Origin of the sequence: Pollutimonas subterranea, from assembly GCF_002849655.1 — a bacterium.
Lineage (GTDB): Bacteria > Pseudomonadota > Gammaproteobacteria > Burkholderiales > Burkholderiaceae_B > Pollutimonas > Pollutimonas subterranea.
Genome location: NZ_PDNW01000007.1, coordinates 112,872 through 126,338, shown reverse-complemented (window position 1 = coordinate 126,338; position 13,467 = coordinate 112,872). Strand labels below are relative to the sequence as shown.

At 60.6% G+C, this 13,467-nt stretch carries 9 protein-coding genes and 1 pseudogene; 1 reads left to right on the top strand and 9 read right to left on the bottom strand.

Features of this window, described 5'->3' with window-relative positions:
* Positions 1–214: 214 nt before the first annotated feature.
* Positions 215–1,630, bottom strand: coding sequence for an FAD-binding oxidoreductase (locus CR159_RS10305; RefSeq protein ID WP_102073866.1), 1,416 nt, complete (start codon positions 1,628–1,630; stop codon positions 215–217).
* Between the two features lie 125 nt (positions 1,631–1,755).
* On the opposite strand from CR159_RS10305, the gene CR159_RS10300 reads away from it, so the two are divergent.
* A complete protein-coding gene (locus tag CR159_RS10300; RefSeq protein ID WP_102073865.1) occupies positions 1,756–3,171 on the top strand; it encodes a phosphomannomutase/phosphoglucomutase in 1,416 nt (471 codons plus the stop codon).
* Between the two features lie 64 nt (positions 3,172–3,235).
* Here CR159_RS10300 and CR159_RS22230 read toward each other — a convergent pair whose 3' ends face one another.
* The 8 genes and pseudogenes from CR159_RS22230 to tviB form a co-directional block, all read right to left on the bottom strand.
* Positions 3,236–4,372, bottom strand: coding sequence for a glycosyltransferase family 4 protein (locus tag CR159_RS22230; RefSeq protein ID WP_369406250.1), 1,137 nt, complete (start codon positions 4,370–4,372; stop codon positions 3,236–3,238).
* 201 nt (positions 4,373–4,573) lie between these two features.
* Positions 4,574–5,593 (bottom strand): annotated as a pseudogene (locus CR159_RS22225) (glycosyltransferase); the annotation flags it as partial.
* Positions 5,590–6,723: a glycosyltransferase family 4 protein gene (locus CR159_RS10290; RefSeq protein WP_102073863.1), complete on the bottom strand. Its 1,134-nt coding sequence runs from the start codon at positions 6,721–6,723 to the stop codon at positions 5,590–5,592. The pseudogene CR159_RS22225 and the gene CR159_RS10290, both read right to left, overlap by 4 nt.
* Entirely contained in the window at positions 6,720–8,636 is a 1,917-nt protein-coding gene (gene asnB, locus CR159_RS10285) for an asparagine synthase (glutamine-hydrolyzing) (protein WP_102073862.1), read from the bottom strand. Before asnB ends, CR159_RS10290 begins: the two co-directional genes overlap by 4 nt.
* 2 nt (positions 8,637–8,638) lie before the next feature.
* The gene (locus tag CR159_RS10280) at positions 8,639–9,733 is read right to left on the bottom strand and encodes a glycosyltransferase family 4 protein (RefSeq protein ID WP_102073861.1); all 1,095 of its coding nucleotides are present in this window, start codon (positions 9,731–9,733) and stop codon (positions 8,639–8,641) included.
* A gap of 50 nt (positions 9,734–9,783) precedes the next feature.
* Positions 9,784–11,133 (bottom strand): murein biosynthesis integral membrane protein MurJ, encoded by a 1,350-nt coding sequence (murJ, locus tag CR159_RS10275; protein ID WP_102073860.1) that lies wholly within the window; start codon positions 11,131–11,133, stop codon positions 9,784–9,786.
* A 1-nt stretch (position 11,134) separates the two neighbouring features.
* A complete protein-coding gene (locus tag CR159_RS10270) occupies positions 11,135–12,160 on the bottom strand; it encodes an SDR family oxidoreductase (RefSeq protein WP_102073859.1) in 1,026 nt (341 codons plus the stop codon).
* A gap of 23 nt (positions 12,161–12,183) precedes the next feature.
* Entirely contained in the window at positions 12,184–13,458 is a 1,275-nt protein-coding gene (gene tviB, locus CR159_RS10265) for a Vi polysaccharide biosynthesis UDP-N-acetylglucosamine C-6 dehydrogenase TviB (protein WP_102073858.1), read from the bottom strand.
* Positions 13,459–13,467 lie beyond the last annotated feature (9 nt).

Sequence of the window (13,467 nt, the reverse complement as noted above, 5' to 3'; positions counted from 1 at the left end):
GGCCGCGGCTGCTTGAGCCCGGCGGGTGTCGGGCCACTGGCCCGACCGGGCGAGTTCCGCGGCCGCCTCGATGGGGCTGACCGAAACGGGTACCCCTGGCAACAGGGGCGTAGCGCGCGAAGCCGGAACAGAGCCCGACACACTCGCCTTTCTTAAGAACGAAAAGCCGTCCCCAATGCCTTCGCGCGGCATTACCGCGCATTAGGCGCCAGAATTACGGTATCAGCATCTTCCCGGGATTCATCAGGCCGTCCGGATCCAGCACCTGCTTGATGCGCCGCATCAGCGCCAGTTCGACCGGATCCTTGTAGCGCGGCAAGGCGTCGCGCTTCAACTGCCCCACGCCGTGCTCGGCGCTGATCGAACCTCCAAATTGATGAACGCTGTCGTGTACCAATTCGTACACAGCATCCTGCTGCGCCAGGAGATCTTCTTCAGTGCGGGCCTGGCCCTTGGCCACGTTATAGTGCAGGTTGCCATCACCCAGATGCCCGAAGATGACATGCTGTATGCCCGGAAAACTGGCCTGCAGGGCTGCATTGGTGGTTTGCACAAATTCCGCCATACGTGAAACGGGAACAGAAACGTCGTGCTTGATGCTCTTGCCGAACGCTTTTTCCGCCAAGGGTATGCTTTCACGCAGGTGCCAGAGCGCCTTGCTTTGCGTAATGTTTTCGGCAATCACGGCATCCTGCACCAATTCAGCCTCAATGGCGGCGCCTACAACGGTCTCAAAACGTTCCCGCGCATGCTCGGCGCTTTCGCTGTCCGATAACTCAAGCAATGCGTACCACGGCATGCGGGCGGCGTCGCCTTCGAAAGGAATCCGCTGCTGGGGATAGCATTCGACCACGCCTTGAAGGCAGTTCCCCGCGATAAGCTCAAAGCCGGTAAGCGCCGCGCCGAAACCATTGCGTGCGGCCGACAATACCGACACGGCGTCTTCGACGGAGTTCAGCGCGAGCAGTGCCGTGCATTGGGCTACCGGCAAGGGATACAGCTTTACGGTGGCCGCGGTGATGATGCCCAGCGTGCCTTCGCTGCCGATATATAAATTGCGCAGGTCATAGCCGGTATTGTCTTTGCGCAGACCGCGCAAGCCATGCCAGATGTCACCCTGCGCAGTAACCACTTCAACGCCAAGCACGAGATCGCGCGTGTTTCCGTAGCGCAGAACCTGTGTGCCGCCCGCATTGGTAGCCAGGTTGCCGCCCACGGTACAACTGCCTTCGGCCGCAAGGCTCAAGGGGAAGAGACGCTGTACATCGCGAGCCGCTTGCTGCACGGATTGCAGCACGCAGCCGGCCTCGACCACCATGGTGTCGTTGTCGGTATCGACACTGCGCACCTGGTTGAGACGTGTCAGCGACAGGACCACAGCCTGGCCGGTTGAATCCGGCGTAGCGCCTCCGCACAGGCCGGTATTGCCGCCCTGGGGCACCATGGGGATCTTGTTGGCAGCGCACCACCGCACCACTTGCGCAACCTCGTCGGTCGAGCCGGGCTTGACGACGGCGAGCGCCTTGCCGCTATAGCGACCGCGCCAATCAACGATATAGGGTTCTGCATCGTCACCCGTCAATACGTATTGTTGGCCCAACAACTGTACTAGTTCGTCTACTCGACTCATCGTCAACCTTCTTGCGAATAAAATGCCAGGACGTCTATTTTAGGACAGATACCTTCGCGCTATGACCAGGCCTGTGGCGATCCGGCATCGGCGACAGGAATCCGCCATAATCGAACCCAACACACATGATTTTTCAAGGATACATCGTGACCGACTCCCAGCCACTGCCCAGCGCCGTATTCAAAGCCTACGATATTCGCGGTACCGTACCCGAACAGCTCAACCCCCAATTTGCCCATCTGCTGGGCCTGGCCTTGGCCGAGCGGGCGCGCAGCGAAGGCATCACCACGCTGGTCGTGGGCTACGACGGCCGATTAAGCAGTCCAGACTTGTCCCTGGCGCTGCAAAACGGCTTGATGCAAGGCGGCATCAATACTATCGACGTCGGCATGGTGCCGACGCCGCTGGTGTATTTCGCCACGCACGTCGAAAAAACCGGCTCTGGTGTCGCCATTACGGGCAGCCACAATCCGTCCAACTACAACGGCTTCAAGATGATGATGGGCGGCAAGACGCTGCACGGCGATGATATCCAGGGGCTCAAGCAGATCATGACGCGCCTGGACGCAAGCGCAACGCATGCCACGCAAGGCAGTCGCAGCACGCTTGAACTGCTGGATACCTACGTGGAGCGCGTGAGTAGCGATGTAAAACTGTCCCGCCCCATGAAGATTGCCATTGATTGCGGCAACGGCGTGGGCGGCGTCGTCGCCACGCAGCTATTCAAGGCGTTGGGTTGTACGGTCGATGAGTTGTTTTGCGACGTGGACGGCACCTTCCCCAATCACCATCCCGACCCCGCCGACCCGCATAACCTGGAAGACCTCATCCGCCACGTGAAAGAAACGGATTGCGAGCTGGGCCTGGCCTTTGACGGCGATGCCGATCGGCTGGGCGTCGTGACCAAGTCGGGGGCAATCATCTGGCCGGATCGCCAGCTTATCCTTTACGCGCTCGATATCCTGCAACGCCAGCCCGGCTCCACCATCATTTTCGACGTGAAATGCAGCCGGCACGTTGCGCGCGCCATCGACGAGGCGGGCGGCAAGCCACTGATGTGGCAAACCGGACACTCGATGATCAAGGCCAAGCTGGCCGAGACCGGTGCTCCGCTGGCCGGGGAAATGAGCGGCCACATTTTCTTCAAAGAACGCTGGTATGGCTTTGACGATGGTCTCTATACAGGCGCACGCTTGCTCGAAATCCTCTCGCGCCATGAACAGCCATCCACCCTGCTTGAAGCGCTGCCGCAAGACATCTCCACGCCCGAGCTCAAGCTGGAAATGCGGGAAGGCGAGCCCCATGCCCTGATCAGCCGGCTGCAAAAGGAAGCGCAATTCCCGAAAGCGGCCAGCATCAACACCATCGATGGAGTGCGCGCCGAATATAAAGACGGTTTCGGCCTGGCGCGCGCGTCGAACACCACACCGGTCGTGGTCCTGCGTTTCGAAGGCGATACGCAGGAAGCCCTGGACGAGATCAAGGCGGAATTCCGCGCGGCCCTGACCACGCTGGTTCCCGACATTGCCCTGCCTTTCTAAAGGGTGGCAGGCTGGCCCGCGCCGGGCCAGCCTGCCCTACGCAGGCCGCCCTAGGCGGGGCGCCCTACGCGGGCCGACTCAACTGCAGGTACAGGTCGACGTGCTTTTGCACGATCTTATGGATGTCGAATTCCTGTTCCGCCAAGAGCCGGCCTGCCTCCCCCATCCGGCGGCGCAGGGCGTCGTCCGACGCCAGGCTGACCACGGCATCGGCAAGCGCCCTGGCATTGTGCGCCGGCACCAGCAACCCCGACACGCCCGGCTCGATGGCATCCCGGCACCCTGGAACGTCGGTGGTTACCACGGCGCGACCGCAAGCCGCGGCCTCCACCAGCGATTTGGGCAAGCCTTCGCGATAAGACGGCAGCACGGCGATATGCGAACGCTGGTACAAGGCTGCAATGTCGGAGCGCTCGCCCAGGCATTCGACGACCCCTTCTTTGCTCCAGCGGTCAAACTCGCCCTGGCTGATACTGGCAGGATTGCCGGGATCAGGGCTGCCCACCAGCAACCAGCGCAAGCCGCTGGCATGACCAGCCGTCAGGCGTGCCGCTTCCACGAATTCCATTACGCCCTTGTCCTGCAACAGTCGCGCCGCCATGATGGCCACAGGCGGCCCTTCGGGTTCGGGGGTCGCCTGAAACGCATCCAGGTCCACGCCTGAACCGCGTATCAGTACGACCTGGCCGGCCCTGACCACCTTGGCATCCTGCAGTACATCGCGATCATTGGCGTTCTGGAAGATTACACGGCTATTCGGATGCCCCAATGCCAGGCGATACAGCACAGTCGCGGCTGACCGCAGGAAATCAAAACCTCCATCGCGCTTGCTAAACACGAACCCCAAACCTGAAATAGCGGCAATGTAGGCTGGCACGCCGGCAAGCCTGGCTGCAATCCCGCCGTACAACACCGGCTTGATCGTAACGGCATGCATGACATCGGGCCTCACACGCCTCAACAGCTTCCATATTGCGTAAATGCTCTGAACCTCTTCAACCGGATTCTTGCCGCTGCGCGACATGGGAACGATATGGTGGACGAGGCCATGACTGAGGATCTCCGGCACCGAGGCGCCGGCCATGGTGGCGACATGAACGTCGAAGCCGGCCTCTTGCGCACCCAACGCCAGGGGCAAGCGATGCGAAAGAAAAAATGCTGGATTGTTGACGACAAACAGCAATCGCGGCGCCCGGCCCACGCCTGCCTGTCCGTCATGGGCATAGGAAGGTCGCGGGGTGGCGCGGTTTGCGGCAGGATAATCGGCCGCCAGTCGACGCCACACCACATGATAGGCATTCACCATGGCCTCGAGGCTGAACAGTTTTCCCACCCGCTCGCGTCCCGCGCGCAAGCGCTGTTCCATGTCCTCGGTACCAAGATGGGCCGCAGCCTGGTCCAGCGCTTGCGACAGGGCCAGCGGATTCTGAGGCGCCGCCACCCAGCCGGTGTCGCCGACAATGCGCGCCGCATCACCGACATCGGTCACGACGCAAGCCACGCCGGAGGCCATTGCCTCGGCCACCACATTTGGAAAGCCTTCTGCAAGGCTCGACAGCACATGGACATCGAGTCCATTCATCAGCCTGGGCACATCCTCGCGCCGGCCCAGCAGCTTCACCTTGTCGACGACGCCATGACGGGTGATCAACGTCATGAGTTCAGTGTTGGACGCATCCATGTCCGGGCCGATCAGCACGCAGCGCAAGGCCGGATCGTGCTGCGCACTGAGCGCGAAGGCAGCCAGCAAATTGGCATGGTCCTTCAACGGATTCCAGCGCGCCACGCTGCCTATAACGCTTTCATCGCCGGTCCAGCCCCATTCATTGCGAACGGCGGCGCGAGCGGCGAGATCGGGCTGCCAGCGTGTCAGATCGTAGCCGTTGGGAATAACCAGCATGCGGTCAGCCCGATAGCCCCATTTTTGATGGCGCTGGGCGGCATTCTCGGCGCACGCCACGATGACTGCCGGCACAAGCCTGGATACGCGGGCGCACAGCCATGCCAGGGCCTTGGCGGATCGACTGGTTTTGTGCAGGTCGGCACCCGAATTGCGTATGCCCCAGGCAACTGCCTTGACGCCAGCCAGGCGCGCTACGACTCCGCCGAACAGGTCCGCATGATACATCCAGGTCTGCACGACATCAGGCCTTAGATGCCGCAGCAACCGGTGCAAGCGCCACAAGCCCTTGGCCGCCCCAATTGGCGATTTTATGTTCAGCGCGTAAACGGCGATGCCTGCTTCGCGCAGGCGCGGACCGAAGACACCTTCGCCGCCCAGGGAAATCACGCAATGCCGGTCGCTCTGGATATCTGCGGTAAGCAGTCGGTGCAGCACTGTTTCCGCTCCACCCTGCCCCAGACCCGTGATGATATGCACCACATGCAATGGATCTGGATTGACGTATTGGTAATCACTCATGCCTCGACTTCCTGGCTTTTCGGTTGCTGGACGCTGGCAATAAGCCCGTCCCATTGATGCAATATTTCAGATAACGCATAACGATCGCGAACGGACTGGGCTGCATGCCTGCCCAATACGCCGCGCAATACTGGGTCGGTCATAAGTTGCACCATGGCCCCGGCGAGGGCCTGATCGTCGCCCAAGGGGACCAGCAATGCGTCCTTGCCGTCGCGGCTGATCTCTCGCGGTCCGCTGGGGCAATCGACCGTGACACATGCAAGGCCCAGTGCCATCGCCTCCAGCAATACGTTGGGAAACCCCTCTACTTCGGATGCCAGTACAAAAACATCCGCGACGGCAAGCTCTTCCCAGGGCGAACTGGTACGACCAGGGAGAAACACGCGCTCCTCCAGGCCAGCCCCCTGCACGACCGAAATCAGCGCCGGCCGCAGCGGACCATCACCCCAGATATACAGGTCCCACTCTGGAAAGTCCTCGGCAAATGTGGCAAAGGCCTTTATGAGCGGTTCAAAACGCTTGACCGGCATCAGCCGGCCCATGGCCACAAGCCGACGCCGGCCGGGTCCGGGTGCGTCGCGCACCGTTACCGGCTCGGCCAATTCGGGCGGCAAGGGATTAGGAATCACCGTCATGCGCCGTATAGCCGGAACCATTTCCTGAAAAGGCGTCACGCTGTCCTGGGACTGCACCGTAACCAGACTTGCCCATGGGTAAGTGTGCCGGCGAAGCCAGACCAAGGCCTTGCCGGCGCTGCTGCTGACCGACGGATTGGTGCGTTCACACACAATCGTGGGCACATCGAGCCCACGCGCTGCCAGCAGCACCATTACATTTACATTGGTCAGGAATGAGATCACGACATCCGGCCGCGTCTCCTTGATCAGCCGGCGCATCGCGAACCATTTCGCAATACTGGCGAACCATGTTTTGCCCAGCCAGCCCATGCGATCGGCCAGCCAGGTCAACCTCACGCCGGAATCCAGGGGATAGAAAAGGCTGCCCTTCTTCGTATAGCTGGGTACGAGCGTGACCTGATCACCGCGCTGCGCCCAGGCGCTGGCCAATGTCGCTGCCACCCGCTCCGCCCCGCCGGCATGCATGGAACTGACGAAAAACAGTATTTTCATTGCTGTCCCATATCGGACGCCTGAGTATGCTCAAGCCAGGCTTGCGTCATGATGATGCTCCATAAGTGGGTACTCCAGTCGCGTGTACCGGACTGATGCTCTCGCCACTTCCGCTCGATGGGCTCGGCATGGAACAAACCCTGCTGGCGCAGGTGTACAGGGTCAAGCAAAGCCGCTGCCCAGTCCTTGAGCGGCCCGCGCAGCCATACGGCCAGCGGAACGGAAAACCCTTTCTTCGGACGATCAATCATCTGACGCGGCACATGCCGATACAACAACTGGCGCAGCAGCCATTTGCCCTGTCCGTCGCGTATCTTGTAATCGCGCGGCAGGCGCTGTGCGAACTCAAACACATGGTGATCGATCATCGGCACACGCGTTTCCAGGCTGCTCGCCATGGCCGCCCGATCCACTTTCACAAGAATGTCGTCGGGCAGATAAGTCAGCGCATCCAGCAGCATCATGCGCTCGAAAATGGCGTCATCGGACGACTCGTCAAACGGGGTGACCGGCACATCGGCACCTATCACGACCTGGGACGGATCATTCCAGTACGACACAAATTGCTGGTAGAAAGTACCCGCGTGATCAGCGCGCAGCACTTGCGCCAGTTTCTGGAACTGGTCCTGCCTGCGGCCTGCACTCAGCAGGCCGGCGCCCACACCGGCCGCGGCAGCCAAAGGCATGCGCAACAAGCCGGGCATGGCCTCACGCTTGTCCCACCACTGCTTGGCGCGGAAATAGCGGGAATAGCCGCCGAATAATTCGTCGCCGCCATCCCCGGACAAGGCTACCGTGACATGGCGGCGCGCCATGCGCGTGACCAGTATGGTGGGAATCTGTGATGAATCGGCAAACGGCTCGTCGTAAATGGCCGCCAAGCCCGGCACGACGGCCAGGGCATCGGCGGAACTGACATAGAGTTCAGTGTGCTCCGTGCCCAGGTGCCCGGCAACTGCCTTGGCGTGCTCGGCCTCGTTATATGCCGGCTCGTCGAATCCAATGGAAAATGTCTTGACCGCTTGCGCATTGTTTTTTTGCATCAAGGCCACGACTATTGACGAGTCGATGCCTCCGGAAAGAAAGGCACCCAGATCCACGTCGGAAATCATCTGGCCCTTCACCGCGGTGCCCAGCACTGACTCCAGGGCGTCCACTGCCTCGCCATCCGTGCCGAACGACAAGGGACGGGCGCGTGCCTGGTCGGCCACTTCCTGCGCGGACCAATAGTGCTGCGATACGGGTAGCGTGGCGTGCTGGCGCTGCTCTTCGGAAAGCTGAACCCAGCAACCGGGCGCCAGCTTGCGGATAGCCCCATAGATGCTGTAGGGCGCGGGAATATAGTTGTGCCGCACCAGCAAGGACAACGCCCTGCGGTCGGGGCGTTTGTCGAAGCCAGGGATATCGGTCAAGGCCTTGAGCTCGGACGCGAACACGAAGTTGCCCGCCACGAATCCCATATACAGCGGCTTCTCGCCCATGCGGTCACGCATCAGCGTCAGGGTTCGTTCCTGCCTGTCCCACAAGGCCATGGCGAACATGCCCGTGGACGCCTGCAAGGTTTTCTGGATGCCCCACGCAGCAAATCCGGCCAGCACGGTTTCCGTATCCGAATGGCCGCGCCACGCGGGCGCGTGGCCCCGGCTCTCCAGCGAGGCGCGCATGTCGAGGTGGTTGTAGATTTCCCCGTTCAGTATCAGGACATAGCGTCCGCAGGCCGATACCATGGGCTGATGGCCAGCCGCCGTCAGATCCAGGATGGCCAGGCGGACGTGGCCCAGCGCCAAGCCGGCGCCCTGGTCTTCCCAGTAGCCTTCGCTGTCGGGTCCGCGATGATGCAAGCGGCGACAGCCTTTCCGGATAATGTCTTCTTTGTCGGGCAGTCCGCCCCATAGACCAACGATTCCGCACATAGTCAGCTCGCTTCAAACAAATGGCCCCACAACGCCATGACACGCGTCGTGGAAAACCGGTCGCGCACGTCGATGGCTCTACGCGCATAGGCTTCCCGCTGTTGAGGATGGGCCATCATGTCGGACAGATGGGCGGCCAGGGCCTCGTCGTCTTCCGGTGGATTGACCAGCACGCCGTCTATGCCATTGCGCACGATTTCACGCGGGCCGGTCTCACAGTCAAAAGCGACCGGCGCCAGGCCGGTGGCCATGGCTTCGAGCAATGTATTGGACAAGCCCTCGACACGGGAACTGAGCACATACAGGTCGGACTGCGCATACCATTCGCCTACATTGCCCGCCCGGCCCGGCATGCTGATGCGCGAGGCAAGCCCCGCGGCGTCGATCTGGCCCTGCAGCGCTTCGCGGCCATCACCCTCGCCAAGTATGACCAGGTCCCACTCCGGAAAGTGCCGGGCAACCGCCTGGAACGCCTTTATGAGCAGGTCGAAGCCCTTGTGGGGATGCAGGCGACCCGCCGCCAGCAAGCGGTAACGCCCCTCCCTGGCGGGCGGGACCAGCCGGGGCTCGTCATTATCCAGCGGCCAGCGTACGGCGTTGGGAATGACCGTAACGTGTGAACCGGGCACGTGCTCTTCCAGCCATGCCGCCGTGCCCGAGGTAAGCGCAACCACCGCCGAGGCCTGGGGGTACGCCCAGCGGCGCAGGCGCAGCCACATTTCTGGAAGTTCCTGGGATGGCGGATGCGTATGCTCGGTGGCAATGACCCGGCAAGGCTGGCCTCGGGCTGCCACGATGGCCAGAATCGATGCCGTCGTCATCATGCCGAGCACGATGGTTGGACGCTCGCGCTTGATGAGGCGGCGCAATGCCCATACACGGCGCAAATTGGCCAGGATGGCGCTGAGCTTGCCCGTACTGAACGCCGCCGTGCCCAGGGCATAACGCTTGACCGCATTGTGCAAAGGGTAGACATCGGTGCTGGCATCCGCCTGGGTGACCACCGTAACGCGATAGCCTCGCCGCACCCAGTAAGCGCTGAGATCCGCCGCGACACGTTCGGCTCCACCTCCACTCAGCGAGTGAATAACGATCATCAAATGAGGCTGGAAATGCGAAGAACTCAAGACAATACCTGTAGGAAAAACTAATTGGACTTGGCCGTCAAGGCGGCCGGCCGCAAGGCCACGACAACATAGCAGATATAGGACAAGGCATACATCATGCTGGTTGCCAGCATGATGCCGGCCGGCCCCATGACAGGAGCCAGGACCTGGTTCATGATGGCTTTCAAAATAAAATTAGCCACGGCAATCGCAGCCATGATCCGGTAGCGGTTCTGGCTGGCCAGAAGTTGCACCAATATCAGCACACCGAAATAAAACGGCATCTGCAACAGGCCCCACCGCAACACATGGGCCACCGTTTCAGTATCCTGCGCGGTGAACGCGCCGCGTTCGAACAGCAAGGCAACTCCCCACGGGGCCAGCCACCAACCCAGAATGGTCACCACGCCGCCGCCCAACAACATCAGCACGGACCACTTGAGCGCTGTAGTCCTGGCCCGGCCGGCGTCTCCGCGGCTTTGAATGTCGGCCAGCACAGGCAAAGCGGCGCGCCCTACCGACGCCGCACCGACGCCCAGCAGCAATGCCAGCAAGCGGCTTGCATAGCCCAGCGTGGAGTTGGCATTGGCGCCCAGATTGGCCGCGGTGTACTGGTCGATCGGGCCGACAAAGCTCATCGCGACTTGTCCGATCAACATCACGCCCGCCGCCTTGACCAGGTCGGGCCACTGGTGTGAAGTCAGACCCAGCCGCGGCCTGCCCCACATGCCGTCGGCACGAGCCGCCAGCCACAGCAGCCAAACCGATTGGATCAGGTAGCCGACCAGCGTTCCCCACAACAGCGGTCCTACGTCATTGACGGTTGCGGCAAGCAGCACCCAGACCAAGATGACCACAGCCGGCACGCTGTCGAGCAAGGTATTGATATGGCGTTCACGCGCACGCAGCCGTGCCGCGCTGATCCCGGTCATAAGTGTCAACAAGGCGGCCGGCGCGAACGCCAACGTAAGCTGCGCACTCATCTGCCTGGCTTCAGCCGGCAAGCCCTGGCCGGCAAGGTCCAGTACCCACGGCCATGCGACGTAAGTAAAGACGGCCAGCACCGTGCCGATGGCTATCACCCAGCCTTGCAGTTCGCCCAGGAAGCGCGCGCGGCTGGCGCGATCTTCCGCGCGCGTACGCACCAGTACCGGAATCAGTACGACCGACAATGCGCCGACAATGGTGACAGGCAGCCAGTTCGCCATGGTCATGGTGAACTGATAGGCATCGACGACTTCGCTCACGCCATAGCGATAGGCGACCGCCATTTCCTTGAATGCACCCGCCGCTTTGCCAAGCAGCAAAAAAAACGCCACGCGCATTGCACCCTGTGCAATGCGTCTGTGGTCGGAATGCAGGCCGGAAAGACGCTGTTTGAGGCTTTTCAAGTTAACGCAAGAATTGCGTGTACCAAGGCATGGACACCTCGAGCCCCTGCACAATATTGTGCACCGGTTCGTACCCAAGCAGCTGTTTCGCTTTGCTGATATCGGCCTGGGAATGCCTGACATCGCCGGCACGGAACTCGCTGTAAACAGGAGGCTTGTCGTAAACAATGCCGTTGTTGCCCAGGGCCTTGGCCAGGTACTCGAAGAGTTCGGTCAGGCTGGTGCGCGCATTGAACGCCACGTTATAGACTTGATTGATGCCTTCGGGTTGCGCGAGGGCGGCCAGGATATTGGCCTGGACCACATTTTCAATAAAGCAGAAGTCGCGGCTGGTCTCGCCGTCGCCGTTAACAACCACGTCTTCGCCACGTATCATGGCCGCCACCCACTTCGGGATGACCGCAGCATAGGCACCGTTTGGATCCTGGCGCTTGCCGAAGACATTGAAATAGCGCAAGCCGATACTGCCAAAACCGTAGGAGCGCGTGAACACGTCTGCGTAGAGTTCGTTCACGTACTTGGTCACCGCATAAGGCGACAAGGGACGGCCGATATTTTCTTCGACCTTGGGCAGGGCTTCGTGGTCGCCGTAGGTCGAGCTGGACGCGGCATAAACAAACGACTTGACCGCTTCGTCGCGCGCGGCTACCAGCATATTCAGGAAACCGTTGATATTGACGTCGTTCGTCGTGATGGGATCCTGCAAGGAACGCGGCACCGATCCCAGCGCCGCCTGGTGCAATACGTGGTCCACCCCGGTAACCGCCTTGCGGCATGCGTCTAGATCGCGGATATCGCCTTCCTCGAAGCGGAAGTTGGCCCATTGCGCCGGCGTAACGGTTTTCTGGACTTCGTCCAGGTTGTACTGGTGTCCGGTGGCGAAGTTATCCAGCCCGACGACCTTCTGATCCATGCTCAATAAGGTTTCAAGCAAATTGGAGCCAATGAATCCGGCGCATCCGGTAATGAGCCAGACCTTGGGATCGGTCTGCAGGCTAGCCGTGACTTCTTGATAACGAGTACTCATAGTCCACCTCTACACTTTCTGGATTACAGCCGCAAATCGGATTCGTTGGCGGTCAAGACATATTTAAGGTCGTAGAGCACATGCTCGGCCTTACCCAGGGCACGAATGCCCTCGCATCCCATCGCCACAAACTCGTCATGCGACACCGCAAGGATAATTCCATCGTAGGTCCCGGGTTCCAGACTTGCAACAGGTGTAATGCCATATTCGTGCACGGCCGCTTCGGGATCGACCCATGGGTCGTAGACATCGACGTCGATGTTGTACTCGCCCAGTTCGCTCACGATATCGACAATACGCGTATTGCGCAGGTCCGGGCAATTTTCCTTGAACGCCAGCCCCATCACCAGCACACGTGACCCTTGAACCTGGATCCGACGCTTGGTCATGTGCTTGACCAGCTGCGACACCACGTAGCCGCCCATGGAATCGTTCAGCCTGCGGCCCGCCAGGATAATTTCCGGATGGTAGCCAATGGACTGTGCCTTATGGGTAAGGTAGTAAGGGTCCACGCCTATGCAATGGCCGCCCACCAGGCCCGGCCGGAACGGCAGGAAATTCCATTTCGTGCCGGCGGCTTCAAGAACGGCCTGGGTGTCTATGCCCATTTTATTGAAGATGAGAGCCAGTTCATTGATAAGCGCGATATTGACGTCGCGCTGGGTGTTCTCGATGACCTTTGCCGCCTCGGCCACGCGTATGGACGGCGCCTTGTGCGTGCCGGCGGTAATGATCTCGGCATAGAGCGCATCGATCAGATCGGCGATCTCGGGTGTTGAACCGGAAGTCACCTTCTTGATCGTAGCGACCCGGTGCAATTTGTCGCCCGGATTTATGCGTTCGGGACTATAGCCGGCGAAAAAATCCTCGTTGAACCGCAAACCGGAAATGCGTTCCAGAACCGGTACGCACTCTTCTTCGGTGGCGCCCGGGTAGACCGTGGATTCATAGATCACGATGTCGCCGCGCTTGAGAACCTTGCCGATCGTTTCGCTGGCGCGAACCAGCGGTGTGAGATCCGGCTGCTTGTACTCGTCGATGGGTGTAGGCACAGTGACGATGAATACGTTGGCTTCGGCCAGATGAGTCGCCTCGCTGGTGAAGCGCAGCTGAGAGGCTTCAGCGAGTTCCTTCGAATCGACTTCCAGGGTATGGTCCTGGCCATCTTTCAGTTCGGCAATCCGGCGGGCATTGATATCGAAGCCCAGCACCGAACGTTTTTTACCGAATTCCACTGCCAGGGGCAGGCCTACATAGCCCAGACCAACGACTGCAAGCTTGATTTCTTGAATTTCCAACTTATTCTC

Excerpts from the sequence above, each read along its gene's own strand:
- CR159_RS10290 (WP_102073863.1), bottom strand. The coding sequence starts at position 6,723 with ATGAAAATACTGTTTTTCGTCAGTTCCATGCATGCCGGCGGGGCGGAG.
- CR159_RS10270 (WP_102073859.1), bottom strand. The coding sequence starts at position 12,160 with ATGAGTACTCGTTATCAAGAAGTCACGGCTAGCCTGCAGACCGATCCC.
- CR159_RS10280 (WP_102073861.1), bottom strand. The coding sequence starts at position 9,733 with ATGATCGTTATTCACTCGCTGAGTGGAGGTGGAGCCGAACGTGTCGCG.
- CR159_RS10305 (WP_102073866.1), bottom strand. The coding sequence starts at position 1,630 with ATGAGTCGAGTAGACGAACTAGTACAGTTGTTGGGCCAACAATACGTA.
- asnB (WP_102073862.1), bottom strand. The coding sequence starts at position 8,636 with ATGTGCGGAATCGTTGGTCTATGGGGCGGACTGCCCGACAAAGAAGAC.
- CR159_RS10300 (WP_102073865.1), top strand. The coding sequence starts at position 1,756 with ATGATTTTTCAAGGATACATCGTGACCGACTCCCAGCCACTGCCCAGC.